At 45.0% G+C, this 26,804-nt stretch carries 24 protein-coding genes and 3 pseudogenes; 11 read left to right on the top strand and 16 right to left on the bottom strand.

The window, feature by feature from the left end:
- Positions 1 to 510: 510 nt before the first annotated feature.
- Positions 511 to 687, bottom strand: a pseudogene (locus tag MICAI_RS24170) (IS5/IS1182 family transposase); the annotation flags it as partial.
- On the opposite strand from MICAI_RS24170, the pseudogene MICAI_RS25965 reads away from it, so the two are divergent.
- Positions 685 to 768: pseudogene (locus MICAI_RS25965) on the top strand (Uma2 family endonuclease); the annotation flags it as partial. The pseudogenes MICAI_RS24170 and MICAI_RS25965 overlap by 3 nt on opposite strands.
- A 74-nt stretch (positions 769 to 842) precedes the next feature.
- On the top strand, positions 843 to 1,448 hold the full coding sequence (gene cobO / locus MICAI_RS16110; protein WP_002760003.1) for a cob(I)yrinic acid a,c-diamide adenosyltransferase: 606 nt from the start codon (positions 843 to 845) through the stop codon (positions 1,446 to 1,448).
- Here the strand turns inward: cobO and MICAI_RS16105 are convergent.
- The 3 genes and pseudogenes from MICAI_RS16105 to tnpA form a co-directional block, all read right to left on the bottom strand.
- The gene (locus MICAI_RS16105) at positions 1,445 to 2,626 is read right to left on the bottom strand and encodes an aldo/keto reductase (protein WP_008204361.1); all 1,182 of its coding nucleotides are present in this window, start codon (positions 2,624 to 2,626) and stop codon (positions 1,445 to 1,447) included. The genes cobO and MICAI_RS16105 overlap by 4 nt on opposite strands.
- A 173-nt stretch (positions 2,627 to 2,799) precedes the next feature.
- Complete coding sequence (gene map / locus MICAI_RS16100; protein ID WP_008204359.1) at positions 2,800 to 3,564, bottom strand: type I methionyl aminopeptidase; 765 nt, start codon at positions 3,562 to 3,564, stop codon at positions 2,800 to 2,802.
- Positions 3,565 to 3,848: 284 nt separating this feature from the next.
- A pseudogene (gene tnpA, locus MICAI_RS16095) lies at positions 3,849 to 4,256 on the bottom strand (IS200/IS605 family transposase); the annotation flags it as partial.
- A gap of 182 nt (positions 4,257 to 4,438) precedes the next feature.
- Here tnpA and MICAI_RS16090 point away from each other — a divergent pair.
- The 3 genes from MICAI_RS16090 to MICAI_RS16080 all read left to right on the top strand — a co-directional run bounded on the left by MICAI_RS16090 (position 4,439) and on the right by MICAI_RS16080 (position 8,122).
- Entirely contained in the window at positions 4,439 to 5,653 is a 1,215-nt protein-coding gene (locus tag MICAI_RS16090; protein ID WP_008204355.1) for an RNA-guided endonuclease InsQ/TnpB family protein, read from the top strand.
- A 140-nt stretch (positions 5,654 to 5,793) separates the two neighbouring features.
- Positions 5,794 to 7,152, top strand: a complete 1,359-nt coding sequence (trxB, locus tag MICAI_RS16085) for a thioredoxin-disulfide reductase (protein ID WP_008204353.1) — start codon at positions 5,794 to 5,796, stop codon at positions 7,150 to 7,152.
- A 139-nt stretch (positions 7,153 to 7,291) separates the two neighbouring features.
- Positions 7,292 to 8,122 (top strand): metal ABC transporter permease, encoded by an 831-nt coding sequence (locus MICAI_RS16080; RefSeq protein WP_008204352.1) that lies wholly within the window; start codon positions 7,292 to 7,294, stop codon positions 8,120 to 8,122.
- A 117-nt stretch (positions 8,123 to 8,239) separates the two neighbouring features.
- Here MICAI_RS16080 and MICAI_RS16075 read toward each other — a convergent pair whose 3' ends face one another.
- Complete coding sequence (locus tag MICAI_RS16075; protein ID WP_002736250.1) at positions 8,240 to 8,461, bottom strand: hypothetical protein; 222 nt, start codon at positions 8,459 to 8,461, stop codon at positions 8,240 to 8,242.
- Positions 8,462 to 8,600: 139 nt separating this feature from the next.
- Here MICAI_RS16075 and MICAI_RS16070 point away from each other — a divergent pair, with 139 nt between their 5' ends.
- Positions 8,601 to 9,407, top strand: coding sequence for a TlyA family RNA methyltransferase (locus MICAI_RS16070; RefSeq protein ID WP_008204351.1), 807 nt, complete (start codon positions 8,601 to 8,603; stop codon positions 9,405 to 9,407).
- A gap of 150 nt (positions 9,408 to 9,557) precedes the next feature.
- Positions 9,558 to 9,938, top strand: a complete 381-nt coding sequence (locus MICAI_RS16065) for a cyclic nucleotide-binding domain-containing protein (RefSeq protein ID WP_008204350.1) — start codon at positions 9,558 to 9,560, stop codon at positions 9,936 to 9,938.
- Positions 9,939 to 9,967: 29 nt separating this feature from the next.
- Here the strand turns inward: MICAI_RS16065 and fmt are convergent, their stop codons facing one another.
- The 6 genes from fmt to dnaK form a co-directional block, all read right to left on the bottom strand.
- Positions 9,968 to 10,945, bottom strand: a complete 978-nt coding sequence (gene fmt / locus MICAI_RS16060) for a methionyl-tRNA formyltransferase (RefSeq protein ID WP_008204349.1) — start codon at positions 10,943 to 10,945, stop codon at positions 9,968 to 9,970.
- A 95-nt stretch (positions 10,946 to 11,040) separates the two neighbouring features.
- Positions 11,041 to 11,835 (bottom strand): peptidoglycan editing factor PgeF, encoded by a 795-nt coding sequence (gene pgeF, locus MICAI_RS16055; protein ID WP_008204348.1) that lies wholly within the window; start codon positions 11,833 to 11,835, stop codon positions 11,041 to 11,043.
- 237 nt (positions 11,836 to 12,072) lie between these two features.
- Complete coding sequence (rsgA, locus tag MICAI_RS16050; protein ID WP_008204347.1) at positions 12,073 to 13,149, bottom strand: small ribosomal subunit biogenesis GTPase RsgA; 1,077 nt, start codon at positions 13,147 to 13,149, stop codon at positions 12,073 to 12,075.
- Entirely contained in the window at positions 13,150 to 13,371 is a 222-nt protein-coding gene (locus tag MICAI_RS16045; RefSeq protein WP_002738399.1) for a sulfurtransferase TusA family protein, read from the bottom strand.
- A 2-nt stretch (positions 13,372 to 13,373) separates the two neighbouring features.
- Entirely contained in the window at positions 13,374 to 14,498 is a 1,125-nt protein-coding gene (gene dnaJ, locus MICAI_RS16040) for a molecular chaperone DnaJ (RefSeq protein ID WP_008204346.1), read from the bottom strand.
- A gap of 312 nt (positions 14,499 to 14,810) precedes the next feature.
- Entirely contained in the window at positions 14,811 to 16,859 is a 2,049-nt protein-coding gene (gene dnaK, locus MICAI_RS16035; protein WP_008204345.1) for a molecular chaperone DnaK, read from the bottom strand.
- A gap of 452 nt (positions 16,860 to 17,311) precedes the next feature.
- Between dnaK and MICAI_RS16030 the strand changes: the two genes are divergently transcribed.
- Together MICAI_RS16030 and MICAI_RS16025 are read left to right on the top strand one after the other, a co-directional pair.
- Positions 17,312 to 18,316: an NADPH-dependent aldehyde reductase Ahr gene (locus MICAI_RS16030; RefSeq protein WP_008204344.1), complete on the top strand. Its 1,005-nt coding sequence runs from the start codon at positions 17,312 to 17,314 to the stop codon at positions 18,314 to 18,316.
- A gap of 28 nt (positions 18,317 to 18,344) precedes the next feature.
- The gene (locus MICAI_RS16025) at positions 18,345 to 19,121 is read left to right on the top strand and encodes a Uma2 family endonuclease (protein WP_008204343.1); all 777 of its coding nucleotides are present in this window, start codon (positions 18,345 to 18,347) and stop codon (positions 19,119 to 19,121) included.
- A gap of 125 nt (positions 19,122 to 19,246) precedes the next feature.
- Here the strand turns inward: MICAI_RS16025 and MICAI_RS16020 are convergent, their stop codons facing one another.
- The 3 genes from MICAI_RS16020 to MICAI_RS16010 all read right to left on the bottom strand — a co-directional run bounded on the left by MICAI_RS16020 (position 19,247) and on the right by MICAI_RS16010 (position 22,066).
- The gene (locus MICAI_RS16020; protein ID WP_002771911.1) at positions 19,247 to 19,447 is read right to left on the bottom strand and encodes a hypothetical protein; all 201 of its coding nucleotides are present in this window, start codon (positions 19,445 to 19,447) and stop codon (positions 19,247 to 19,249) included.
- A 202-nt stretch (positions 19,448 to 19,649) separates the two neighbouring features.
- Positions 19,650 to 20,237, bottom strand: a complete 588-nt coding sequence (locus MICAI_RS16015; RefSeq protein WP_008204342.1) for a hypothetical protein — start codon at positions 20,235 to 20,237, stop codon at positions 19,650 to 19,652.
- 1,034 nt (positions 20,238 to 21,271) lie between these two features.
- Positions 21,272 to 22,066 (bottom strand): MlaE family lipid ABC transporter permease subunit, encoded by a 795-nt coding sequence (locus MICAI_RS16010; protein ID WP_008204341.1) that lies wholly within the window; start codon positions 22,064 to 22,066, stop codon positions 21,272 to 21,274.
- A 186-nt stretch (positions 22,067 to 22,252) separates the two neighbouring features.
- Between MICAI_RS16010 and MICAI_RS16005 the strand changes: the two genes are divergently transcribed.
- On the top strand, positions 22,253 to 23,437 hold the full coding sequence (locus MICAI_RS16005; protein ID WP_008204340.1) for a class I SAM-dependent rRNA methyltransferase: 1,185 nt from the start codon (positions 22,253 to 22,255) through the stop codon (positions 23,435 to 23,437).
- On the opposite strand, the gene MICAI_RS16000 is transcribed toward MICAI_RS16005, so the two are convergent.
- Positions 23,404 to 23,814 carry a VOC family protein gene (locus MICAI_RS16000; protein ID WP_039900328.1) on the bottom strand — a complete coding sequence of 137 codons (411 nt, stop codon included), beginning with the start codon at positions 23,812 to 23,814 and terminating at the stop codon, positions 23,404 to 23,406. The two genes, MICAI_RS16005 and MICAI_RS16000, sit on opposite strands and share 34 nt — an antisense overlap.
- A gap of 434 nt (positions 23,815 to 24,248) precedes the next feature.
- Between MICAI_RS16000 and MICAI_RS15995 the strand changes: the two genes are divergently transcribed.
- The gene (locus MICAI_RS15995; protein WP_008204339.1) at positions 24,249 to 25,058 is read left to right on the top strand and encodes an SDR family NAD(P)-dependent oxidoreductase; all 810 of its coding nucleotides are present in this window, start codon (positions 24,249 to 24,251) and stop codon (positions 25,056 to 25,058) included.
- A gap of 61 nt (positions 25,059 to 25,119) precedes the next feature.
- Here the strand turns inward: MICAI_RS15995 and MICAI_RS15990 are convergent, their stop codons facing one another.
- Positions 25,120 to 25,986, bottom strand: a complete 867-nt coding sequence (locus tag MICAI_RS15990; RefSeq protein WP_039900330.1) for a 6-pyruvoyl trahydropterin synthase family protein — start codon at positions 25,984 to 25,986, stop codon at positions 25,120 to 25,122.
- Positions 25,987 to 26,804: the final 818 nt, after the last annotated feature.

Below are 26,804 nucleotides of genomic sequence, written 5' to 3'. Positions count from 1 at the left end.
GGGTAGAACGGACTCCCTTGCACCAACTGGGGGATATTTTAACCATCGCCATTCTTGCGGTGCTGGCATTACTATGGTAAGTATCTAAGCAAAATTATTTGTAGGATGGGTTAGCGGTAGCGTAACCCATGCGGGCGTTGGGTTTCATGCTTCAACCCAACCTACGTTTATTTTATATTTAATTCCACCCACCTACTTAAGTATCTAAGCAAAATTAATTACACATCTAAGCCACTAAGCTGTTCGTAATTTAAATTGCTTGTTGAGACGAGGCAAGAGGCACTCTTGCAAGAGGCAACAGTAAAGGGATTGAGGGAGATTCGGCTAATCTTAAGAATAAGCACTTTAAATGCGTCTTAGCTTACTCCGTCAGACTTCTGGTGTGAGGAAACAGTGAACTGAAAACTCAAATCCGATCCCTAATAGCTGTATCCCGTCTCCCGTCTCCCGTCTCCTGTCTCGGAGTCTCCTGTCTCGACTAGGAAATTAATTTTGCACGACTACTTATTGAGATATTCCCTGACAACCACTGTCTTCTCTGCTGGTAGTTGAACGGTGAAAACGAACTCGACTTTTTTTAAATAAACTAAAATCATGACCGCTGCCTTTACCACAAAAGACACAGATAATCTCCGCTGTATTTTTATCAGCTACTAATTGGTATTTTCAAGTATGATAACCTCTTTGGAAAAACAACAAGAACGACAAGCAAAGGCGAGATTAGCGGCAAAATTGCGAGAATTAGGCATCAATCCCCAGACAATTTAGCCGGTTAAAATCTGCAAAGGGCGATCAATAACCCCTTGAGTTACAATTATCTTGATTTGACTGGACAGACTTGAATGCAACTCACTCCCGAACAATACAAAGAAAAAATGCAGCGCCGCAAGGTCATCCAAGAGGAACGTTTAGCCGAAAAAATCGCTGAAAAAGGTTTAATTATCGTTAATACTGGCGATGGTAAGGGAAAAACCACGGCAGCCCTCGGTATGGTTTTACGTTCCCTCGGTCATGGTTACAAAGTGGCGGTGGTACAATTCATCAAAGGTGCTTGGGAACCTGCCGAACAAAAGATTTTTAGTGTTTGGGGGGAACAAATCGAGTTTTATGCTATGGGGGAAGGTTTCACCTGGGAAACCCAAGATAGAGAAAGAGATATAGAGAAAGCCGAAGAAGCATGGCAAAAAGCCCTAACTTTTCTCGAAAATCCCCAATATCAATTAATTTTACTCGATGAGATCAATATCGCCCTTAAATTCGGTTATCTAGATATTCAGGAAGTTATCGCTGGTTTAGCCCGAAAACCCGCTAATTCTCACGTTATTCTCACTGGTAGAGGAGCTTTACCCGAATTAATCGAGATAGCGGATTTAGTCACGGAAATGAAGTTAATTAAACATCCCTTTCGTCAACAGGGAGTGAAAGCGCAACCCGGCATCGAATTTTAACTACTGCTTAAGCGTTGTACCGTCTCTCCCGACAATAATCGATGAGTTTCGGCGAGAAGATAAGGAATTTGATCAGCGTGGGGACTAGCGGCTAAACAGGCAGTTAAATCGAGTTTTTCCACCTCTTTTGCCTGTTGACCGGGGAACCAATGACCCCCATTCCCCAAGAGATTGTATCTGGCCTTGGCAAAGTCGAGCATATCGTAGGAGATAGCGAGATTGTGTAACCAGAGGATAGAAGGAATATTAATCTGATTGGGGGTATTTTCCCAGCTAGGTAAACCCACAGACCAAGTTTTTACCCAATTATCGCCTAAACAGTTGATCATCTCCCCTTGCAATCTCTCGATAATTGGCGGTAAAATCTCTTCGGCTCGATCGAGTAAGGGTAAAGTTTTCAGGTGTTCATCAAAATCTCTGGCTCGCGCAGCACCGATACTAAGGGTATGGACGGCCGGATGACTGAGACAGAATAGGTCATTAAAAACCATCGGACTGAGAGGAGAACAGAGAGCCACGAGCTTAGGGGGAGGATTATAGAGATGGCCGCCCTTATCGGAGGGACTAATGATAAAAACCCCCATATCGTGCTGTTTTGCCGCTTCTATGGCCGGCCAGTTATTCTGAAAAATATAGTACCAGTGCAGATTGAGGTAATCGTAACAATTTGTTGCAATAGCCTTGACAATTACATCAGTTGGTGCATGGGTGGAGAAACCGATAAAACGAACTTTTCCCTGTTGCTGTAATTTTTTCGCCTCTTGCCAACAACCGCCCTCGGCCATAGTATCATCGAGAATTTCCTCGGTGTTGATGCCATGGATGCCCAACAAATCCACATAATCTAACCGTAAAAATTGCAGGGATTGCTCAAATTTACGGCGAAATTCCCGCACATCTTGACTAGGAGAAACTTTCGTCTGCACGATAATCTTATCCCTCGGTAGTTGCGGCAAAATTTTGCCCAATTGCATCTCGGAAGTGCCGTAACCCCTAGCGGTTTCGATGTGATTAATCCCCACTTCCAGAGATTTATTAATGATTGCCTCTAAATTGCCTTGATTCTCGTCAGGAATTTGCGACATTGGCAGCTCCTGCCACTGAAATTGATAGCGCATTCCCCCACAGGAAAACACCGGCATTTGTAGATTAGTGCGACCGAAACGACGATACTGCATATATTCAGTTATCAGTTATCAGTTATCAGTTATCAGTTATCAGTTATCAGTGGGGAGACCACTTCGTGCGCGTTGCGGGGGGTTTTAGGGTTTTAGGGTTTTGGGGTATTAGTTGAAACTTCCCTATTTCCCCATTCTCCCATTCCCCATTCCCTGTTCCCTGTTCCCTAAATTTAATTGGGTACAGTGAGAATTTCCACACCGGTTTCGGTGACAGCGATGGTGTGTTCAAATTGGGCCGAAAGTTTACCATCTTTAGTAATAGCAGTCCAACCGTCTTTTAAGACAATATGTTGCCAGGTTCCCTCATTAATCATTGGTTCAATGGTGAATACCATGCCGGGGCGAATTTTTTTGCCCTTGCCACGAGTGCCGTAGTGGGGAACCTGCGGACCGGTGTGAAAAACATTACTGATACCATGACCGACAAAATCTCTAACCACCGAAAATCCTTGTCCTTCGGCATATTCTTGGATAGCTGCGCCAATATCGCCGATTCTCCCCCCCGGCTGCACTGCATCTATGCCTCTTTGCAGACATTCTCTGGTAACTTCCACTAACTTTTTGGCCAGGGGGGAGGGAGTACCGACAAAGAAAGTCTGGGAGGTATCGCCGTGATAACCTTCTAAAATCGGGGTGACATCGATGTTAATGATATCGCCGTCTTTGAGGATTTGATCGGCGCTGGGGATGCCGTGACAGATAACCTCGTTAATGCTAGTACAGATGGACTTAGGAAAGCCATGGTATCCTAGGGGCGCACTTTTGGCTCCATGGGCGCGAGTCCAACGTTCTGCCTCATCATTGATTTCTAGGGTACTTACCCCCGGTTTAACCATTTCTGCCAGATGATCTAACAGTTTAGCCGCTAATCGTCCGGCTCGTCGCATTTTGTCAATTTCCCGCGGGGAGAGTAAGGTGATGGTATCGTTGCCCATGAATTATCCGACTGTTGAGAAAGATTCTTGTTACATTTCTTATCCTAGCAAAATCGGGCAGCCTTAGGGTTTAGGGGGTTCGGTTATGGGAGCGGGGTGTGGGGTGTGGGGTGTGGGGAAGGAAACCTCTTTCATCTCTGGTGGTGAAAATTTTTTCATCGGGACTGACTTCTGACTTGTGTGCTTACCTTGACCTTGAAAGGGTTTGGTAGCGACAATTGGCAATTGGGTATCCTGGTTCGACTGCCTCTCACGCTAGAAAGCTCTATGGAGGGAACAACCTTTTTCGGGGAGTTTTGGTTCTCGACATATTTTTTTAGTCGTTCGATGGTAACACCTCCACAACTAGCCACGAAATAAGCTCCCGTCCAAAAATAAGGTTTATTGTCGAAATACTTTGCCGCTAAGTAAGGAAATTCTTTTCTAATTAACCGACTACTAACTGTTTTAAGGTTAGCGATTAGTTTGGATAAAGCGATGTCAGGTTTGTAATCGATAATCCAGTGAACGTGAAATGTGCTGTCCCATTTCGTGAGCGTTGACACAAAGATTTCTTTAAGTCGGGCTAAGATTTCATCGTTAATAGCTTTTCGCCGGTATTTAATAATGAATACGACATGAGCGGTAAGTCTATAAACAGAACAAAATTGGCTCTCCCAGCTTTGGTGGGTAAAATGTATTTTAAGATACATTTCTCAAGAGCGAGGGGGTGGAACGAACCACAAAGACACAAAGGACACAAAGATCGATCGATCCTATGTCAATTAAACTTATCACACAGAACCTAGAAGAGCCCAAAATTTATGATGGTAATCAGTTTATATATTAGGCAGTAAGTGTTATAATTTAACTATACATCACGAAACTAACGACAGTGATAACGCTTACCTACCAGTACAAACTAAAGGTAAACAGACAACAGGAACAGGAGATAATCCACATTCTTGATGTTTGCAAAAGCGTTTATAATTACGCTCTTTCAGAACGGAAAGATTGGTTAAACTCTCGAAAGTGTCTTGCGGATCACTGTTCGTTAGTTTCCGAGTACATAATTCCTGCGGATGAACCCTATCCTAATTACTTTGTTCAAGCCAAAAATCTAACGGAAGCTAAAAAAGTTTACCCGATATTAAAGACGGTTAACGCTCAAGTCTTACAGCAAGTCTTAAAAACTTTAGATAAAGCTTTTGACCAGATAAAATCGAAAGGCTTCGGCTTTCCTAGATTTAAGAAAAAGATGCGGAGTTTTGTTTTTCCTGCGCTGTCAAAAAGCTTTCTAGGTGACGAATACTTAAATTTTCCACAATTGGGAAAAATTCGGATTAGGAAATCTAGAAAGTACCCGTCTGGGTTCGAGCCTAAACAAGCTCGAATTATCCAAAAAGCGTCGGGATTTTACGTTTCGGTTTCCTTCCAATCTACGGAATTAGTTCCCGATATGACAGTGGGGAAGACCTGTTTAGGAATTGACGCGGGAATTGAGAGTTTTGTTGCTACTTCACGAGGAGATTTAATCAAAGCCCCTCGATTTTTGTTGAAAGTACAGAGTAAGCTTAAATTGCTACAAAGACGCTTGAAACGGAAAACTAAAGGCTCTAGCAATTGGTTAAAACTCAAAGAGAAGATAGCGAGATTACATGAAAAAGTGTCTAATACTCGTAGAGATTGGCACTTTAAGTTAGCTCATTACCTTTGTGATCTCGCTGATAATATCTTTGTTGAAGATATTAACTTCGTTTCCTGGTCTAGAGGGATCGTTAGAAAACAATCTCTAGATTCAGGTATCGGTAGTTTTATTAACGAGATACTACCGTTTGTCGCTTGGAAACGGGGAAAATATTATCTTAAAGTCGATAAAAACGGAACTTCCCAGGAGTGTCCGAATTGTGGCGCAATTACTGGCAAAAAAGCGTTATCGGAAAGAGTTCACCGGTGTGATTCTTGCGGCCACATTGAACCGAGAGATACGGCATCAGCAAAGGTAATCGAGAACCGAGGAAAAAACGCGGTCGGACTGACCGTGTTAGAAAACGCTCGCGGAGGCGATTTGACGGGGATCGACCGGGTTAAACCAGGTCGATCTAGTTAAAAACCTATGAACCGAGAATCTCCCGCTACACCGCGCTCCGCGGTTAGCGGGGGAGAGTCAACTAACTTATCGTCGTCTAACCCACCCGACATTATCTGTTATACTAAAAAGCGTAGTCGTTATGAGTTGCATTTACGGTTATGACTGTCGAGAATTTAGTCATTATTGGTTCGGGACCCGCGGGATATACGGCGGCGATTTATGCGGCGCGTGCGAACTTAAAACCCTTGATGTTCGAGGGTTTCCAAGCGGGAGGCATTCCGGGGGGACAATTGATGACCACCACAGAAGTAGAAAATTTCCCCGGTTTTCCCGAAGGAATCACCGGTCCGAAGCTGATGGAAAGAATGAAGGAACAGGCCGAAAGATGGGGGACGGAATGCTATACCGAAGATGTTATCTCGGTGGATTTAAGTCAGCGTCCTTTTACCATTCGTTCCACGGACCGGGAAGTTAAGGCCAATAGTATTATTATCGCCACGGGAGCCACTGCCAAACGCTTAGGATTACCCAGCGAGGCCCAATTCTGGAGTAACGGGATTTCCGCTTGTGCTATCTGTGACGGTGCTACACCAATATTTAGAGAGGAAAACCTCGCTGTCATCGGTGGCGGTGACTCGGCGGCGGAAGAAGCCGTATATTTAACTAAATACGGCTCTCACGTCCATTTATTGGTACGCGGGGAAGCGATGCGCGCCTCGAAAGCAATGCAGGACCGGGTGTTAAATAATCCGAAAGTTACCGTTCATTTTCACACCCAAGCGCTGGATGTGTTCGGTACAGGCAGTAAAATGGCAGGACTACGCATTAAAAACTCACAAACGGGAGAAATTAGCGAATTAGCCGTTAGAGGGTTATTTTATGCCATCGGTCACACTCCCAATACTTCCCTATTCCAAGGACAACTAGAATTAGACGAGGTGGGTTATGTGAAAGTCAAACCGGGGACTGTTGCTACCAGCGTCGAGGGGGTTTTTGCCGCAGGAGATGTGCAGGACCACGAATACCGTCAGGCCATTACTGCCGCAGGTACGGGGTGTATGGCGGCGTTATTGGCAGAAAGATGGTTATCGGAGCATAATTTAATCCAAGAATACCGTCAATCAGCCACTTCTGAACATTACGAGACGAAAACCGTTAGCGAAACCCCGGCCGATACGGAGGAGACTTTTGATATTGACAAAACCCGTCACGTTGGGGGTTATGCTTTGCGGAAATTATTCCACGACGGCGATCGCTTGTTAATGGTAAAATATGTTTCTCCCACCTGTGGCCCCTGTAAAACCCTGAAACCGATTTTAGATAAAGTGGTCGATGAGTACGATGGCAAAATTTATTTTGTCGAAATTGACATCGAAGCTGACCCAGAAATTGCCAAAATGGGTCAAGTAACTGGGACTCCCACGGTACAATTCTTTAAGGACCGGGAATTAGTCAAGGAAATGCGCGGAGTCAAACAAAAAAGCGATTTTCGTCAAGTAATTGAGAGTTATCAATAATCAGTTATCAGTTATCAGTTATCAGTTATCAGATGTGAGTTTTGAGTTTACTGTTTACTGAAAAAGCTCCCCACACCCCCACTTCCCCACTCCCTAATTCATAATTCATAATTCCCTAATTCATAATTCATAATTCCCCATGCTAGAGGCCTTACAATTTGATTTTATGCGCCATGCCATCGCCGCAGGAATATTAGTTAGTATTGCCTGTGGGATTGTTGGTACTTTGGTAGTAGTTAATCGCGTGGTTTTTATCAGTGGGGGAATCGCTCACGCTGCCTATGGAGGGATAGGAATCGGTTATTTTTTCGGGATTAATCCCCTGGTGGGGGCGATATTTTTTACCTTTTTTTCGGCTTTAGGCATGGGGTTTTTACAGCGTCGCATCCGAGAGAGAGCCGATACTTTAATCGGGGTGATGTGGGCGATTGGTATGGCGATTGGGGTAATTTTTATTGATTTAACCCCCGGTTATAAAGCTGATTTAATGAGTTATCTTTTTGGTAGTATTTTAACTGTACCGAGGGATGATTTATGGATAATGGCGGCCATAGATATATTAATTATCACCTTAGTTAGTATCTTTTATAAGGAGTTGTTAGCCATATCTTTTGATGAAACCTTTGCGATTATTCGTAATATTCCCGTGGAGGTAATTTATTTGGGTTTAATGGGAATAACCGCTTTAACTATTGTGGCAGTAATGCAGGTGGTAGGATTAATTATGGTAATTGCTTTATTAACTATTCCCGCCGCTATCAGTGGACAATTTGTTAAAAATATGAAGGGAATGATGATCCTAGCGATTATTCTAGGAATTGTTTTTACTTTAGTGGGTTTGTGGTTATCCTATAGTTTAAATCTCACCTCAGGGGCGACAATTATTTTAGTGGCAGGATTGGGTTATTTAATCAGTCTTACTTGGAAACCTTTGATGCTCACTATCACCAGAAAAATATCTCATCTTTAAGGCTCTCCCCTAGTTGTGGTGATCAGAAAAAGTTATCTAGGGGAGGATGAAGGCAATTCACCCCCATATTGCCCCACATTAGTTGTTCTCTAGAGGCCGATGGGATAGTCCCGCCAATTATAACCCTAAACGCTGCTTTTGGCGGGCTTTATAGGAAGCTAACAGCCAGATAGAGCCAGAAATCAAAGAAGGAGCAAGGACGAAAAAAGTGGCCATGGTTACGGGATGTTCCCGGGCCCAGACCCAATAAATCATCACGGCAAAAATCAAGCCACAGTAAGCTAGTCCTAGAAAGGGGATGCCAATGACCAAAATGGCGAATCGAGTATCTTTATCCATAAAATATCGGGATGGCAGCGAAAATTTAGCTGATGGGTTCCGCTTGTTCCTATCTTTAGTTATAATCTTCCTTCTGGGATTGCTGGCGGAAAAATAAGGTATTTTTTAGAATTAGGCGCTGATTATTGGGAGGCCTTCCTTGCCGAAACAAAGATTAGATTTATTATTAGTAGCCAAAAATCTCTGTGATTCCCGTCAACAGGCACAGCGATTAATTCGCGCTGGAGAAGTGAAAGTCAATCATCAAATCATCGATAAACCGGCCACAGAAATCGATCCAGAAGCGGCGATCGAGGTTAAGCAGAAACTGCCCTATTTGTCAAGGGGGGGCGAAAAATTAGCTAAGGCCTTAGAATTGTTTGCTATTGATGTCAGCGATCGCATTTGTTTAGATGGCGGCATTTCTACGGGGGGATTTACGGATTGTCTCTTGCAAAAAGGAGCAAAACGGGTTTATGGGGTCGATGTGGGTTATGGACAAGTAGCGTGGAGTTTACGGCAGCATGAACGGGTTATTTTACTAGAAAGAACTAATTTTCGCTATTTAACCCCAGAAAAGTTATATGGACAGGAAAAACCCGCCGATTTAGCGGTCATGGATCTGTCTTTTATTTCTCTGACCAAAGTTTTGCCGACCCTGTGGACGCTATTAAATCCACCGCGAGAGGCGATTTTATTGGTCAAACCCCAATTTGAGGTGGGACGGGAAAAAGTCGGCAAAAAAGGGGTAGTTCGCGACCCCCAAGACCAAGCAGGGGCAATTTTTCAGGTTTTACAGGCCGCCGAAGCCCTAGGATGGTTCTATCGGGGTTTAACTTGGTCTCCCATTACCGGACCTGCGGGTAACGTCGAGTATCTTCTCTGGTTATCCACCGATACTGGCCCAGTTAGTCCCAGGTTATCAGCGATCGCAGAAATTACGCAAGCAGCGATCGAACAGTTTTAACCCCGGTATTTTCTCAAGGAATTATGAATTATGAATTATGAATTATGAATTGAGGTGTGGGGAGATGTATTCTTACATACAAAAACGATGATCGGGGAGTTCAATGTATCGGAAAATGGGAGAGATAACCCGAAAAATTCTTGTTAAATCATGTTAAGTCCCGTAGAAACGATTAAAATTCTCGAAAATCATCCCGATCGCACTTTTCCAGCTGGTGAAGTTATTTTTGCCGATGGCACGGAGGGCGAGTTAATGTACGGTATTCTTAGCGGAGAAGTGGAGATGTATGTCAAGGGACAATTGATAGAAACTCTAGAAAAAGGGGAAGTATTCGGAGCGGGAGCGCTCCTGCACCCAGATAAACTCAGAGAATCCACAGCTATCGCCAAAACTGATTGTAAATTAGCCTATCTCAATCAACCGCAGTTTTTATTTGCCGTGCAGGAAACTCCCATGTTTGCGATCGAAGTGTTAAGAAGTTATTCCGATCGCTTTCGCAAGTTAAAAAAAATCTTCACCGGTGAAGCATAGAGGAGCAAAGGAAAGCCATCCCCTGAAAACTATTGACCGAAAATCTCACCGATAGTTAAACGGGAACCATTGACCAAATCCCTACCAGAACGCGGAGGTTTCCCCGATAATTGCACTTCTTTTAATAATAATAAACCCTCACCCGTCTGCACTACCGGCCCGAAATTTTTCCAGAGAGCCACGATCGATCCCACTTCTCCGCTTAGATGAGAAAGGTCTTTTGTCTGTAATTCTGGAGGAAGTTGACCGAGATCCTCTAGGGGAATAGTGGCCATCACTTTTAGGGGTTGTCCCCGGAAAGTGGTCAGCGCATGAGGATAAAAACCCCGGACTCGATCGTGAATTCTCCGGCCTGAATCTTGCCAGGGGATTAGATAGTCAGATTTCTCAATTAAAGAGGCATAGGTGGCATCGTCGTTATTTTGAGGAATTGGGGTAATTTCTGCTCGATCGAGCTTAGAGAGGGTTTCTAGGAGCAAATCCGCCCCCATTTGGCCTAGGGTTGCTCCCACCTGTTCGGCATTGTCAAAAAGAGCGATCGGGCTGTAGGCTTTCAGTAACATCGGTCCGGTGTCCATGCCCGCATCCATTAACATGGTGGTAATGCCGGTTTCTTTTTCTCCCCTAGCGATGCACCACTGCACGGGGGCCGCTCCCCGATATTTCGGCAAAATTGAGCCATGAACGTTAATACAGCCTAATCTCGGCATCTCTAGGATTTCTGGGGAGAGAATTTGTCCGTAGGCAACGACTACAAAGGCATCCGCTCGCGATTGTCTGAGAAAATTTAAGGTTTTAGCGTTTTTTTTCACACTTTTGGGCTGCCAAACCGGTATTTGCTGTTCTATGGCTATTTGTTTCACCGGTGAGGGGATTAATTGATTGCCCCTTCCCCGGCGCTTGTCCGGTTGGGTAACGACGGCAATCACTTCTATATCGGGATTGGCTAATAATTTTTTTAGGGTGGGAACAGCAAAAGTCGGGGTTCCGAAAAAAACAATACGCATGGGAAAGGGGGGATTTTTCAGTTATCAGTGAGCAGTAATCAGTAATCAGTGAAAAGAAAAGGGCGAATTCTTGAGTGAGAATGTCCACCCAGTTATTAACGACTAACTATGCCAGACCATTGGATTTTTTTGGCTTTTTCCCGACGATAGGAGAAAAAATGCTCCTCTTGTTGATAGGTACAAAAAGGAGCGATCGCGATTTGTTCATCCCTAATTCCTAACTGTTGTAGTTGATGATAAATCACCCGTCGCACGTCTAAGCGCACTTTTCCTTTTTCCTCGTCAGCAAATAAGGGGGAAGGGGAGAGGTTAAATAAATTGGCCAGAATTTGCTCGGGATTGGTTTCTTGGGGAAATAAACTTAAACCCACTTCTGCTGCAACTTCTCCATCGACTTGATAGACTTCCCCAGCAATTGCCGGCCCCAGGGCCAGGACTAAGTTATCTAAACAACTACCGGAGTTTAATAACTGCTTAACTGCTTTGGCAACTATCCCCTTGGCTGTCCCTCTCCATCCAGAATGAATCGCCACCCCAACACCGCTAGAGCGATCACCTATTAGTACGGGTGTACAGTCAGCACTGGCCACCCAAATCCCTTGACCGGAAGCATCGGTAATAATTCCATCCGCTTCGGCTATTTCTGGGTTAGTAATCCCTTGGGGATTTAATAGGCGATCGCCATGTACCTGTTTGACGCGATAAACCGGTACATTTGCCCCTAAAGCGGTCGTAAAAGCTTCCGGGGTTTGGGGGTAATAATGACGGGTAAAAAAGCCGTGGGACCAATCCTCTAGGAGATTACAGGTAAGATAGGGCAATCCTTGCCATGTTTGCCATTGCCACAGAGCAGTCTCGGTTAATCGGACATTGATCGCTACATTGGTCACAGTCTAAGCCTCTCTTGCTCCATTAATGCCTCGTTCTCTCCTATCCTAGTTCTGAGCTTGGCAAACGGCAACCGGAAGATTATTACCCAAACCCTTGACAAATGGCGAGACTTGCTTTATGCTTTTTGTATGGTGGGAATCCCTGCGCCCATATATATAGAGTTTTTGAGCGAAAATAAGAGAGAAAAAAATAGGCTCAAAATAAGTACCTAATTGAGATGCTCTCACCCTGAGATTCTATTCAGAATCATCATTATAAATATCTTGGAGAGTTTTATTTTCGTAGCGTTCCTGATCTTGATTTTTGACGCGACGGGAAGGACGACGATATTTTTTATTAGCTAATTTGGGTTCATAGGTTTCTTGACCTGCTTCCTTAATTTTTAACTTTAAACTTGACTCTTTCGTGCTAGTTTTCTGTAATGACTGTTCTCGTGCGATCGCTTCTTCTAAAAATTCTAAATAATGTTGGTAACGTTCCCAATCTCCCCTGACCACACAGTTAGGTTCCCGACGGTGAGTACAATCATTAAATTGACAATTTCCCAAAGCTAAACGCTCTCTCACCTCCGGAAAATAAAAAGTTAATTGTTCTGGTGAACAGTTAATATCCGGTTGGTTAAAACCCGGACTATCGGCCAATAAACCGCGATTTGGTAAAGCAAATAACTCCACATGACGGGTAGTGTGACGACCTTTTTGCAGTTTTCCCGACACATCCCCCACCCGTTGATTAATTTCAGGAATTAGGCAATTAATTAAACTCGATTTTCCCACTCCCGAAGGACCGGCCAAGAGAGTGATTTTATGGTTTAATTGTGCCAATAAAGCCTCAAATCCCCGATTTTTCTCCACACTGACAAAAAAGGGCTGGTATCCCCAACCAGCTAGGCGATCGCCCCAGAGTTCTATTTGTTCTGGTTCCCCCAGATCGATTTTATTGACACAGACGGCAATTTCTAAGCCTGTGGACTCGGCTTTCACCAAAAAACGACTAATCAGCCAAGGATCGAGGACGGGTTCAGCAAGGGCAAAAACTAGCAAAATCTGCTCGATATTAGCAACGGCCGGCCGATCGATCTCGGTACTGCGGGGGAGGACTTCTGCGATCGCACCCTGTTGATCGGCAAAATTGACCTCCTCCACGCGTACCCGATCACCAACCATTACCGATTGACCGATTTTTTGCAAGCGAGCGCGACGGGTACAGAGAAGATTTTCGCCGATAACGGGAGAATCCAAGCGTACCTGATAGAAATTTGCCTGTACAGCCACCACTGTACCGTATAAATCGGTTAATTGTGCATCTACCATTTAGGAATCGGGACGATAGACTTTGAGAACAAAAAAGCTATCTCGGTCTTCGATCGATTCTATCTGATAACCCTCCACGGTCAGGCTAGTGGGAACCTGTTCGATCGGTTCCCCGGCATCTAACCAGACTTCCAACCGTTCCCCGGCGGTCATTTTCTCTAATTGCAATTTTGTGCGGACAAAATTAATTGGGCAGGGAGTGCCGCGCAGGTCTAAAGTCATAGTTATTTATGGAAGATATTACCTAAAAAACCCTCGATGCCGCCTTTCCCCACGGTTTCCCCGCGAACTTTCGCCAATTTTTCCAGCAATTCCCGTTCTTCTCCCGTGACACGGGTAGGAATCGAGATTTTAACGGTAATGCGATGATCACCGCGACTGACGGGATTGCCTAATTTGGGAACCCCTTTATTTTCTAAAATCAGTACGGTGTTCGGTTGAGTACCGGCAGGGATAGTCAGGTCTTCTTGGCCATCTACAGTATTAATTTTAATAGTACAGCCTAGAATGGCTTGGATATAACTAATCGTGACATCCGATTTAATGTCATTACCTTCCCGTTGAAATTCCCCATCGTTTTCCACGGTTAGATAAACAAATAAATCCCCCGGCGGACCGCCTTTCAGTCCTGCGTCTCCTTCCCGGGCAACGCGCAATTTCATGCCGTTGTCAACCCCCGCGGGGATGGTAATTTTCAGTTTTTTGGTTTCCTGTCTGCGTCCGGAACCGCCGCAAACGTCGCATTTTTCCTCGATCACTTCGCCAGCACCGTCACAGGTGGGACAGACCGAAACCTGAGCAAAAGTACCGAAGGGAGTACGGGTGGCACGACGCACCTGACCAGTACCATTGCAAGTAGTGCAGGTGCGGGAACTCGTCCCCGGTCTGGCCCCACTGCCTTTACAGGTTTGACAGGTTTCCAGATGACGGATGCGGATTTCCTTTTCACCGCCAAAGACCGCCTCGCGGAATTTCAGTCTAAAATCGAGACGCAGATCCTCGCCCCGGGTAGGGCCTGTGCGTCGGCGGGTGGTTGCTTGGCCGCCCATGCCGCCGAAACCACTAAAGATTGTCTCAAATATATCGGCGAAACCGCCCATATTGTCGGCATCAAAACCGGCAGCGCCCCCAGAAACCCCAGCTTCACCAAAGCGGTCATAACGATTGCGGGTTTCTGGTTCCGAGAGAATTTCGTAGGCGCGGTTAATTTCCTTGAAGTATTCCTCGGCTCCCGGTTCTTTGTTAACATCGGGATGGTATTTTCGGGCGAGACGACGATAGGCGCGTTTGATGTCTTCTTTGCCGGCATCTCGCGAGACACCTAGAATTTCGTAGTAATCAGTGGGCATAGGGGGCTATGGTTCTGCGGGCAATTTATAAATAGAGTTTAAGTCTAGTTGTTACTCTAACAAACTATACATAATAGTTTAGTTGGGTTATCCCTACTATTTCTTTTTGTTGGGGGTTAGGGGTGGGGGAGTGGGGAAGTGGGGGAGTGGGGAGGGGGAATTATGAATTATGAATTATGAAGTGGGGAAGCTGTCTCATCACCCTATCACCCCAAAACCCTATCACCCCAAAACCCTATCACCCTATCTCCTGACGACCGTCTCGGAGTCTCCTGTCGAACGACTCCTGACGACCGATAGCTTTTCCCTTTTTTAATCTACGGCCTCGTAGTCACTGGCGCTCATTTCTTCCTCATCATAGGGAGCCTGATCACTGCCCGATTTGCCAGCTTTAGTTTCCAGATTACTATAGGTTCTGGTTCTAGTGTGGGAGATGGTTGGCCGGTCGGCGAAGGTATTCGAGGAAGTGGTCTGGATGCGGGTGGGCCGGGTCTGTCTTTCGGTGACATCGATCGATTCAAAACCAGTAGCGTTGAGGGCTTGGGTTTCGTCTTGTTTACCCCTGTAGATGCGGGTACCGATTTCGAGGACAATCTGACGAAATTCTTCCAGGGTGGTTTTTAGCTTTTCTGGGGATAGGGAGGGGTCGCGCAGGGCGATTTCTAACTGTTGCCGCTTCTTGTCCGCCAGTTGCCGGATATCGGGGGTGACTAACTCGCTGTTTTCCCTGAGGGTGACTTCGTAGCTATAGAAAAGACTATCGGATTGGTGGCGAATATCGATCATTTGCAGACGACTGCGATCAAATTCGGCGTATTTTTCGGCTTCTAGGCGCATTTTTTCAATTTCGTTCGGTTTCAGCCCTCCAGTATGGCTAATGACAATGCTTTGTTCCTTGCCGGTGCCTTCGTCGCTGGCGGCCACTTTCAAGATGCCGTTAACATCGATCTCGAAGGCCACTTCGATTTGTGGCATACCCCTAGGAGCGGGAGGAATTCCCGTCAGGAGAAATTTACCGAGGGTTTTATTATCCCGGGCCATGGCCCGTTCCCCTTGTAGAACATGAATTTCCACCGAAGTTTGACCATCGGCAGCGGTGGAGAAAACCTGAGATCTGCTGGTGGGGATAGTGGTATTGCGATCGATAATTTTGGTAAAGACTTCGCCGAGGGTTTCAATGCCGAGGGAAAGGGGGGTGACATCGAGGAGGAGGACATCTTCCACTTCTCCACCTAAAACTCCAGCTTGAATCGCCGCCCCCAAAGCCACGGCCTCATCGGGATTAACAGAGCGATCAAGTTGGCCTGCAGAAAAGAAACGGGAGATTAATCGCTGTACGGCGGGGATTCTGGTGGAACCGCCGACGAGGATGACACGATCGATATCGTTAGGCTGCAGTTCGCTATCTTTGAGGGACTGTTGTACGGGTTCGAGGGTTTTTTCCACTAATTCTCTGGTTAATTCCTCGAATTTAGCGCGAGTTAGTTCTAATTCTAGGTGTTTAGGGCCGGTTTCGTCGGCGGCGATGAAGGGGAGATTGATCGAGGTGCTAATCAGGCTAGAAAGCTCGATTTTGGCTTTTTCGGCGGCTTCTCGCAGTCTTTGGATCGCCATGCGATCGCTGGCTAGATCGATGTTTTCTTGGCTTTGAAAGTTCTCCACCAGCCAGCGCACTAAGAGGTTATCAAAATCGTCCCCCCCAAGATGGTTGTTGCCGGCGGTGGCTTTCACTTCAAAGACTCCCTTTCCCAGTTGCAGGACGGAAACGTCGAAGGTTCCTCCCCCCAGGTCAAAAACGAGGATATGTTGATCTTCGTTTTGTTTATCTAAACCGTAGGCCAGGGCGGCGGCGGTGGGTTCGTTAATAATTCTTAATACTTCTAGTCCTGCGATTATCCCCGCGTCTTTAGTGGCCTGACGTTGGGCATCGGTAAAATAGGCGGGAACTGTAATCACGGCCTCATTAATCGGTTCTCCCAGATAGGCCTCAGCATCGGCCTTTAATTTTTGCAGGATCATGGCCGAGATTTCTTGGGGGGTAAATTCCCGATCGCGAATTTTGATATTGACGGTATCATCGCGACCGCGTTGGCAATGATAGGCAACTCGTCCCCTTTCTACCTCGGTGTCTTGCCAACGCCTACCGATAAAGCGTTTGATGCTATAGACGGTATTTTCGGCATTAGTGACCGCTTGACGTTTGGCCAGTTGTCCCACTAGGCGCTGGCCCTTGCCGAATCCCACGATACTAGGAGTTGTCCTTCCCCCTTCCGAGTTGGGAACTATAATCGGCTGACCTCCCTCGAGTACCGCAACACAACTGTTGGTTGTCCCTAAGTCGATGCCGATGACTTTTCCCATGACGCTCTGATAATAATGGTAGTTAATAGGATACAATCATTTACAAAAATTGTCCCCAAATTGGCCACGGGCTTTTCACCTCGTCTAAATCTTGCCGAGGATGAAACGGGACAATTTTTATCCGATCCTAACAAAACTTCTCGGTAAAATCCACAAGCGGCAGGCGAGTGGTCTATTAGGTCAGATGCAAGCTTAACCCAAAACCAGTAATTTTGCTGATGCTTTCGATCCCGATTTTTTGTAGTATCAAAAAATCACCCTTTTGACTATTTAGCGATCGCTAGTCCGCTCAAATCCGTTTTAACAGTATGATTAACTCCCAAGTTATGGATTGTTTCCCCCGCTCCGGTGTTTCCCACTTTCCTATACCTTTTAAACAGGATTGAGGACAAGCCATACTCAGAGCAATTTAGGATAAGATAACCAATAAACCGATCCTAGAGGACTTAATCATGATTAGAGCCTATGCTGCCCGAGAAAAAGGGGGAAAACTAGAGCCTTTTGACTACGATCCGGGTATATTAGGGGATGAAGATGTAGAAATTGCGGTGGAATATTGCGGCATCTGCCACAGTGACCTAAGTATGCTCGATAACGATTGGGGACTGACCACCTATCCCTTTGTCCCCGGCCATGAAGTGGTCGGCACGATCGCCGCTCTTGGTGCTAAAGTCAAAGAATTAAACCTAGGGCAAAGAGTCGGTCTTGGTTGGTTTTCCCGTTCCTGTTCCACCTGTGAAACTTGTATGTCGGGGGATCAAAACCTTTGTGCCACTGCCGAAGGAACTATCGTCGGTCGCCATGGCGGTTTTGCCGACAGAGTCCGCGCTCATCATAGTTGGTTAGTTCCCTTGCCGGACCAGTTGGATGCTGCCAAAGCTGGCCCGCTTTTTTGTGGTGGTATAACCGTCTTTAATCCGATTGTCCAATTTAATATTAAACCCACGGCCCGAGTTGGTGTGATTGGTATTGGTGGATTGGGCCATATAGCCTTAAAATTCCTCAAAGCTTGGGGCTGCGAAGTAACCGCTTTTTCTAGTAGTCCCGATAAAGAAGCGGAGGCCAAAGAATTAGGCGCGACTCATTTTATCAATTCCAGAGACCCCGAAGCCTTGCAATCGGTACAAAATTACTTTGATTTCATCATCTCTACCGTTAACGTTAATCTCGATTGGGGTCTTTATATCGCCTGTTTACGTCCCAAAGGTCGTCTGCATATTGTTGGCGCTGTTCTTGAACCCATGGCTACCTATGCTTTTCCCTTGATTATGGGTCAAAAATCGATTTCCGGCAGTCCTTTGGGTAGTCCCAGTACCGTCAGTAAAATGATTGAATTTGCCTCTCGCCATGGCATTGAACCGGTGACAGAAACCTATCCTATCTCCCAGGTGAATGAAGCTATGGAAAAATTGAGAACTGGACAACCTAAATATCGCCTCGTCTTGCAAATAAAATAAAACCATCTCTATCCCGGACGTAACCCCGATGACTCAACCCCTCACTCCTCCAGTTATCGATTGGGAAGAACCCCCCATTCCTCCAGAAGACTTGATTTTTGATGATGGAGAACCTTTGGAAACGCACCGTCACCGCAAGGCCATGAATGTCTTAATCGATTCTATCGAACAAGCCTATCAGGATCGAGAGGACTTTTTTGTTGGCGGTAATATGTTTATTTACTTTAGCCGTGAGCGGGTTTTTAATAAAGATTTTCGTGGCCCCGATTTTTTCGTTGTCCTCGATATCGATGGTAGTTATAAACGACAAGGATGGGTGGTTTGGAACGAAAAGGGACGTTATCCCGATGTGATCGTAGAATTAATGTCAGAAAGCACCGCAAAAATCGATTTAACTATCAAAAAAGACCTCTATGAGCGGACTTTTCGCTGTTCCCAATACTTCGTTTATAATCCCTTTGATGCCACTTCCCTGCAAGGTTGGGCGTTAGACCAAAATCAATGCTATCAAGAAATTATTCCCGACCAGCGCGGTTGGTTATGGTGTCAACGTTTGGGATTATGGTTAGGAGTCTGGATGGGCAGCATCCAACGAGAAGAAGCCCCTTGGCTGCGTTTTTATGATCTAGATGGCAATTTAATCCTCTTACCTGCGGAATTAGCCGAAATCGAACGTCAGAATGCTGAAATCGAACGTCAACGCGCTCAGGCAGCCTCTCAACAGGCCGAAAGCGAACGTCAACGGGCGGAACGTTTAGCGGCGCAATTACGGCAATTAGGCATAAATCCCGATGAAACCCCGTAATCGGCCCAGGAATGACCCCTATCTCTAAAAACCAAAAGCCCACACCCCCCGATCTCGGTTTGTGTGGGCTGATTGTTCACTTAATTCTAAGATTGAAAGCTGACACTTTGGCGAAATCTAAGAGCCTAACTCAGAGTAGCACCAGAGCGATCATAAGTTTGGGAAGAGAAGTCGGCCGAGAAGCGACGTTGAACGGTTTCCCCGTGGCCATTATCATTGTCAATACCGATTTCAGAAGCACTTCTGCCTAACATCGATTGTTGACGATTTTTAACGGCGTGGTGGTGACGCATCATTAAGGCACGAGCTTGTTGTTCTGTGGACATAATCATTTCCTCCGATCTGCAAATCGCATTTTGAACTTTTTTAATCACCCACTAATATATATAACATACAATTCTGTATCTATTTTTACAAAACGTCCTAATCCCAGAAAAATTAACAAAACTTTACAATAGGATGCAGGAGACAGGAGGTAGCTTTTATTTATTATCCCCACTTCCCCACTTCCCAAGACATCAATCGTCCTCAGACCTTAATCGAACTAGGTTCATCGACGGCGGCGATAATGCGATGACAACCAGAAAAGGGTTGGGACCATTGATACTGGTGTTCTAAAGGATTACCCCAACAGAGGCCGAGATATAATTCCGTGCGCGCCACATCTAATTCCGCCCATTCCGACTGGGCAACTAATTCGGCTAGAGAATCGGCAGAAATGGGACGACGGGAGTTAAGCGCCCACCAAAAATTCATATTAGAGGTGATACTGTTCCAAAACTCTAAAACCGAGGCTTTGGCAGCCATGAGAATTTCCTTGTCACCCGCCACGGCAACTAATTGATTATGAATTTCGGGATAACGGAGAGTGCGATCGCCCCATTGACAAACACGCCAGATAATACCCGAAACCTGATATTTTTGTTGATAATCGTGAACTTGGCGGCGAAAATCCTGATAGGCGAAGACTTTGCCCACCTTTTCTAGATTGATCGCCTTGGCAATCACCGGATTATCAATGCGCTCCGCCGGGGAGAGTAACAGACGTTCCCCTTTGCAAGTGGCGTGCATTTCTCGCTCGAGGATTTCAATTAACTGCTGTGTCGAGTAAGCCATACTACCGCTCTTACCTGAGAGAGGATTTCTTTTTATGATAAACTCGAATTTCCGTAGTGGAAAGGCTCGAGTGCTAGAAAATTGTCAATCATCGGAAATATCGGCAGCATACCCGTTAATACTTATCGGCGAAAAAACCCCTGAAAACACCGGAATTGACAGGGAGAGAAGAGAGTCTAAGTGCTAGGTTTGACATCGGTTACTTTTTTTCCCGTCTAGATGGCGAGAATTGTCAGGAAAAGTCAACCCATCACTCCCCCTCAAGGATTTTTATCGATTCCAGTCAATCGATCGGGAACAGTATAAGTGTATTTAATTAACTGGCCGACGTTTAATTTATCGTTCTAAGTATCTAAGCACAATTAATTACACATCTAAGCCACTAAGCTGTTCGTAATTTAAATTGCTTGTTGAGACGAGGCAAGAGGCACTCTTGCAAGAGGCAACAGTAAAGGGATTGAGGGAGATTCGGCTAATCTTAAGAATAAGCACTTTAAATGCGTCTTAGCTTACCCCGTCAGACTTCTGATGTGAGGAAACAGTGAACTGAAAACTCAAATCCGATCCCTAATAGCTGTATCCCGTCTCCCGTCTCCCGTCTCCTGTCTCCGTTCGGGGCTCGACTGAGCTCGCCGAACGTCCGAAGTCTCACGCCGAGGTCGGAACGGAGGCCGTTTTTGTAACGGGGATTTATGCCCCGCTCCAAAAACTTTTCGCCTTAAGGCGAGGTTTTAGACCTGATTTTTTCGATCAACAATAAACTTAAACTAATAAAACAAAGAGGCTATTTGGGTTAGAAGTAGGTTGTCTTGGCATCTTGTATGTTGATTGAGCATAAAGAGTAACGGAAGAGCCATTTTAAAAGAGTTTTACCATGATTCAGCAAGCCCTATATCTTTCGACAAAATTGAGATGGAGCCGCTCAGATTTGAGTTTTTAGTGAGCGGTATTAAGTAGAAAATTGCCGTTTTCTTGGCACTGTTTACTGTTGCCTGTTGCCTCTTGGCTTTAGAAGCTGATTACTGATCACTGTCTTAGCCTAGCTCCACATTACCGGTTCCTTGAAACATCAGCCAAGAGAGGAAAAAATTAGCCACAAAAATCGCTAATAAAGAAGTTACCACAGCCGTGGTAGTAGATTGACCAACTCCTTTAGCACCGCCGGTGGTGGTTAAACCCCAACTGCAGCCGATAATGGCAATTAAAACCCCAAAAATTAGGGACTTTAACATAGAACTAATTAAATCCCATGTTTCCAGAAAATTTTGGGCTGATTGTAAGAATAGGGAATAGGAAATACCGTAAAGACTATCAGAAATAAATAAACCCCCCAGTAGCCCTGTGACTAAAGAGATAATAGTGAGCAGGGGTAACATTAAACTACAGGCAATCACCCGGGGAATGACCAAATAATCGATCGGATCAGTTTTTAAAATATATAAAGCGTCAATTTGTTCTGTGACTCGCATTGTACCAATTTCGGCGGCAAAAGCCGAGCCAACTCTTCCCGCCACCACCACTGCGGTTAAAACCGGGGCTAATTCTCTCGTTAAAGCCAAGGAAAGGACTCCCCCAACAAAACTACCCGCCCCAAAAAAAATAAATTCTCTGGCTACCTGAATAGTGAAAACCATACCCACAAAAGCAGCAGTAATTAGGGCAATGGTCAAGGATTCTGGCCCAACAATACTCATTTGTTCCAGGGTATTACGTCGGTGGATTTTGCCATTAAGAATATGTAAAAAAGCTTGTCCCGCTAACAAACCGGCAGCCCCCAAACGCTGAAACCATAAACTTAAACCACCGGCAGCATCACTTTTTCTTGGCATTTGTCGAGGGAATATCGCTAAAATCTAACTTATTATAGGCGAGAATTCTCTCTGATTATCCCTCGATTGTGGGGACTTGCTTTGATGCCACTCGATCGAGGGATGACAAACCATGGTTTTGTGCTGCTGGCAGGGGATAATAGAATTATCTAGTAGCCGTCAGCTATCAACCCTGATTCTTTATCCATGCCAGATTTAGCGAAAATTATCCTGAGAAACCATAAAATTGATGCTGTTAAACGATTCCATCCTTGGATATTTTCCGGGGCGATTAAAGAGATGGAGGGGGAAGTCAAAGAGGGTGCTATCGTAGAGGTTTATAGTGATCGAGGCGAATATCTAGCCACTGGACTGTATAATCCCAGCAATATTGCCGTTAAAATTCTTTCTTTCCCAAAAGTCAGCGATATTGCTCAATTATTTCTCGAAAAATTCCAGAATGCCTATCAGCTGCGGCAACAAATCGGTTTAGTCGATAACCCGAAAACTAACTGTTATCGCTTAATTAACGCTGAAGGAGACGGTTTACCCAGTTTAATCGTCGATTGGTACAATGGCACGGCGGTTATTCAAGCTTATTCCCTAGCTTTATACCAACGTCTCGATCTGATTGTCGATTGTCTGAAAACTATCTACGCTGACAATTTACGGGCAGTTTACGATAAAAGTGCCGCGGTTTTGGCGAAAAGCGCCCATACTTCCGAGAATAAATACTTATTTGGTCAAAAAACTGGCGATGAGGTGTTAGAATCAGGCCATCGCTTTATTGTTGATTGGGAAAAGGGACAAAAAACGGGATTTTTCCTTGATCAAAGGGAAAATAGAGCATTTTTATCTCAATATTGCCAGAATAAACGGGTTTTAAACACTTTTTGTTACTCTGGCGGCTTTTCCGTCTATGCTATGCAAGCGGGGGCTGCCCTAGTCCATTCCGTTGATAGTTCCCACGGTGCGATCACTCTTACCGAAAAAAATATCGCCCTGAATAATCTCAGTCAAGTTCCCCATCAATCCTACAGCGCCGATGTTTTTAACTTTCTGCGCGACTGTCAGGAGGATTACGATCTGATTGTTCTTGATCCCCCCGCTTTTGCCAAAAGTATCCAATCCCGTCATCAGGCGGTTATGGCTTATAAAAGATTAAATCAGCAAGCTTTCCAGAAAATTCGCCCCCAAGGTATTATTTTCACCTTTTCCTGTTCCCAAGTGGTTAACGAAGAACATTTTCAGGGGGCTGTCATGGCTGCCGCCATTGAATCGGCTCGCCCAGTGCGAATTTTAGCACGTTTAAGCCAACCGGCAGACCATCCCACCAGTATCTATCACTCGGAAGGTTCCTACCTGAAAGGATTGGTTTTAGCGGTGGATTGATGGAAAATTAAACGATTACCATCGGGATCATAGATGTAGATTTCCGGACCGTGGGAAGCCTGGCTAATTTCTCCCCTAGCACCATAGCCGATTTCGCTCCAATGCTCGATCGCTTTTTCGAGACTCTCCACCTCGAAACAAATGCTCATGCCACTGCCCCTAGAATCGCCAAATTCCTCTCTGTGGGACTCTTTAGGGCAAAAAAGACCTAATTTAAGGTTAATCAGCCTAAATTCCGCATAAACGGCGGCAAGGTAGGGGTTTGGTTCCTGTTGCAACAGTTGACGATAAAACTGCACCGAGCGATCGAAATTACTCGTGCCTAGGGCAATAAAAGCTTCTGTGTAATTGAATGGACTATCGGGGGGGTTATTCATTGGGGTTGGGGATTAGGAGATGGGAGATTGCCCAAAAGATCTACTTCAGTGCGGTGAAGATGTCAAGTCCCTTGTACTGCCAATAGTAGTCGCGTCCATTGCCAGACTTTCTATCTCCCTCGGTAGTAAGCTCTTTAAAATACCTATATCTGCAAGTCCCCTGGGGTTTCCATCCGCTCGAGGATCACCCTGAGCGTTCATCCGATCGAGTGATTTTGGGGAAAAAGTGTTAAAAAAGATTGCTGTTTGTAAAGACAACTGTTACCGTGGGTTCAAGAGTGCGCTTTGAAGGAGGAAAAATCCCATGCACCCTAACCTATCCATCTATCCCTCGATTGCTTCACTACTTATGTAGGGCATAGATGCACAAATCAAAGATTTCAGAAGCAAAACCAATAAATTTCTGTACTGTTGCTTAAAACAGGAGTTTGATCATGAAATTACAGGGAAAAACTGCCCTAGTCACGGGGGCATCCCGGGGCATTGGACGAGCGATCGCCTTAGAATTGGCCCGACAAGGTTTAAGCAGAATTGTGATTGTTGCCAGAGATCAAGAGCGATTAGAAAAACTAGCGAAAGAAATTGAGTCCCTAGGGGTCATTGCCACACCTTTAGCCCTAGATTTAACCGAAAATGACCTTGTTAGCACTTCAATTATCCGCGTTTGGCAAGAATGCCGTGGCATTGATATCCTCGTTAACTGTGCCGGTATTGCCCATCAAACCCCCTTTCTACGCTCGCAATTTTCGCAAGTGCAAGCAGAAATATCTTTAAATCTGATGGCCCTGTACACGGTTACTCGCTTAATTGCCCGCCGGATGGCAATTCGGGGACAGGGAACCATCGTCAATGTTTCCAGCATGATGGGTAAAATTGCCGCTCCTAGCTTCGCTACCTACTCGGCCACCAAATTTGCAATTTTGGGTTTTAGTCAAGCTCTCAGGTCGGAATTACGGGAACACAACATCAAAGTTGTCACCCTCTTACCCTCTTTAACCGATACGGATATGGTGCGAGAATTGCAGTTATTTCGATGGTTAAAACCGATGAGCGCCGAAGAAGTCGCCCAGACTCTAATTACCGGGTTAAATAGGGAAAAAACGGAAATTGTCGTCGGTTGGCAAAGTCATCTAGCTCTTTGGTGCCAAAAATTTGCCCCGAAACTGCTCGAGAAAATTGTCGATTTAGCCTCTCCCTTACGCCAAGGCAAAGGAAAGCGAGGATGGCGAGAAGTGTTTAACTAGGGTTTGATTAAATCTATCAGGGTGAGCATGGCTCACCCTAATCACCTTAACTAACAGGCAATTAAACGGCTGTCAGGGTTTTTTCTAGAAGTTGTCGGGGAGTTTGAACCGAACCACGACAGTGGATTTCGGCAGAATTATTGGGACTTTCAATCAGTTTAACTTTATCTAATTGGGCCCCTAATTGGCGGATCCGTTCCTCTAATAGTTGAGCGATATATAAGGCAATATTTTCGGCGGTGGGAACCACTTCGGCAAAGTAGGGAATATCCTTATTTAAAAAAGCATGATCGAAGGGTTCCACTACCAATTCATCGATCGCTTTTTGTAAATCCCCTAGATCTACAATCATACCGGTACGGGGATCGATTTCTCCCGCCACGGATACTTCTAGGTGATAATTATGGCCATGACCGTTTACCCTGGCGCATTTGCCGTAGATTTCCGAGTTTTGTTCGAGGGTTAATTGCGGTAAAGCCAAACGATGGGCGGCGCTAAAATGGGTTTTGACGGTTAAAGTTGCTTCCATATCTTTTCCTTGATATTCTGCCCACAATTCGGGGTGTTCAAATAGTTGAATTTTGACCAATGGTAAATAGGGTGCTAATCTTTGCCAGATAACTCTAGCGATATTTTCTGTGGTGGGTAGGGTTTGCTGAAATTCCGGCCAGACTTGATTGAGATAGGAGTAGTCTAATTGACTGGTTATCTCTCGTTTAATTACCTGTTTAACGGTGGAGAGATTCTCCACCATGCCATAAAGATTGAGTTCTTTGTATAGGGAGACGTATAATTCGTAATTGTGACCATGACCGGGAAAACGGCTACCAAGACCAAAAAGTCTTTGATTTTCGGCTTCGTCCCATTCTGGCAGATAATAGCGATGGCTGGCTGAAAACCGCGCTCGACGATTGATGATGCAATCCATAAATGTGGGCGATCGATGACTTTGTAAAGTTACGTTAAGAGTAACTCTTTCTAGCATAAACCAGTTTTGTCTCCTCTGGCTTGCGGACAGGAGAAAGTTATCCCTCAATTCCAGCAGGATGCGATCGCTGTGAGCTTCTAGTGAGAAAATTGGCGTTGCTGAATCAAGGTAAGTAGGTGGGTGGAATTAAATATAAAATGAACGTAGGTTAGGTTGAAGCATGAAACCCAACGCCCGATTATGTTACGCTACCGCTAACCCATCCTACAAATAATTGTGCCTACCTACTTATGAATGCCAACCGTGCATCGTATCCAAAAGTTAGTTTGAATCTAGGTTTTAAAAATTTCACATAGGAGAGGTGTTACTAACAACAATCACAGATCGCCTAAGCTTTTTAGAGTTTGTAATTCTTGTGGCCAATCTACACTATCATAATTTACGCAAATATTCCTCTTGTCCAGTTCTTGACGAAGCAAAAGCGGCTGATTTTGCGCTACTGATATGATAATCTCTAAACATAATGATTGCCAGTTATTCGCAACAGTTGCTCGTTTTTTCCTGTTGCTTGTATAATTTCGTTGGCAATCACAATAGTTCTGGAATGTTACGATATTAAACTAAGAGCCATCATTGGATTACAACAACTATTTGTGAGCAATTAATTAATAAAAAATTAATGAGTAGAAACAGGGGCAAAAAATAACCACCTCAAGATTGATTGAAGGGGAATTTATAGTATTTTAGCTGACAGGGGGACAAGTAAGCTGAAAAGCTTATGTAGCATGGAATATAGATATCAACTCCCCAAAAAGATA

This window comes from Microcystis sp. T1-4, from assembly GCF_000297435.1.
Lineage (GTDB): Bacteria > Cyanobacteriota > Cyanobacteriia > Cyanobacteriales > Microcystaceae > Microcystis.
This window is presented reverse-complemented; position numbering and strand designations above follow the sequence as displayed.

Coding starts and splice junctions, on each gene's coding strand:
- MICAI_RS16065 (WP_008204350.1), top strand. CDS start 9,558: ATGTTAAGTCCCGTAGAAACGATTAAAATTCTCGAAAATCATCCCGAT.
- dnaJ (WP_008204346.1), bottom strand. CDS start 14,498: ATGCCCACTGATTACTACGAAATTCTAGGTGTCTCGCGAGATGCCGGC.
- map (WP_008204359.1), bottom strand. CDS start 3,564: ATGGGCAACGATACCATCACCTTACTCTCCCCGCGGGAAATTGACAAA.
- MICAI_RS16030 (WP_008204344.1), top strand. CDS start 17,312: ATGATTAGAGCCTATGCTGCCCGAGAAAAAGGGGGAAAACTAGAGCCT.
- MICAI_RS16025 (WP_008204343.1), top strand. CDS start 18,345: ATGACTCAACCCCTCACTCCTCCAGTTATCGATTGGGAAGAACCCCCC.
- MICAI_RS15990 (WP_039900330.1), bottom strand. CDS start 25,986: ATGGATTGCATCATCAATCGTCGAGCGCGGTTTTCAGCCAGCCATCGC.
- MICAI_RS16045 (WP_002738399.1), bottom strand. CDS start 13,371: ATGACTTTAGACCTGCGCGGCACTCCCTGCCCAATTAATTTTGTCCGC.
- MICAI_RS16010 (WP_008204341.1), bottom strand. CDS start 22,066: ATGCCAAGAAAAAGTGATGCTGCCGGTGGTTTAAGTTTATGGTTTCAG.
- MICAI_RS16020 (WP_002771911.1), bottom strand. CDS start 19,447: ATGTCCACAGAACAACAAGCTCGTGCCTTAATGATGCGTCACCACCAC.
- MICAI_RS16080 (WP_008204352.1), top strand. CDS start 7,292: ATGCTAGAGGCCTTACAATTTGATTTTATGCGCCATGCCATCGCCGCA.
- fmt (WP_008204349.1), bottom strand. CDS start 10,945: ATGCGTATTGTTTTTTTCGGAACCCCGACTTTTGCTGTTCCCACCCTA.
- MICAI_RS16075 (WP_002736250.1), bottom strand. CDS start 8,461: ATGGATAAAGATACTCGATTCGCCATTTTGGTCATTGGCATCCCCTTT.
- trxB (WP_008204353.1), top strand. CDS start 5,794: ATGACTGTCGAGAATTTAGTCATTATTGGTTCGGGACCCGCGGGATAT.
- cobO (WP_002760003.1), top strand. CDS start 843: ATGCAACTCACTCCCGAACAATACAAAGAAAAAATGCAGCGCCGCAAG.
- rsgA (WP_008204347.1), bottom strand. CDS start 13,149: ATGGTAGATGCACAATTAACCGATTTATACGGTACAGTGGTGGCTGTA.
- MICAI_RS16005 (WP_008204340.1), top strand. CDS start 22,253: ATGCCAGATTTAGCGAAAATTATCCTGAGAAACCATAAAATTGATGCT.
- MICAI_RS16015 (WP_008204342.1), bottom strand. CDS start 20,237: ATGGCTTACTCGACACAGCAGTTAATTGAAATCCTCGAGCGAGAAATG.
- dnaK (WP_008204345.1), bottom strand. CDS start 16,859: ATGGGAAAAGTCATCGGCATCGACTTAGGGACAACCAACAGTTGTGTT.
- MICAI_RS15995 (WP_008204339.1), top strand. CDS start 24,249: ATGAAATTACAGGGAAAAACTGCCCTAGTCACGGGGGCATCCCGGGGC.
- MICAI_RS16000 (WP_039900328.1), bottom strand. CDS start 23,814: ATGAATAACCCCCCCGATAGTCCATTCAATTACACAGAAGCTTTTATT.
- MICAI_RS16105 (WP_008204361.1), bottom strand. CDS start 2,626: ATGCAGTATCGTCGTTTCGGTCGCACTAATCTACAAATGCCGGTGTTT.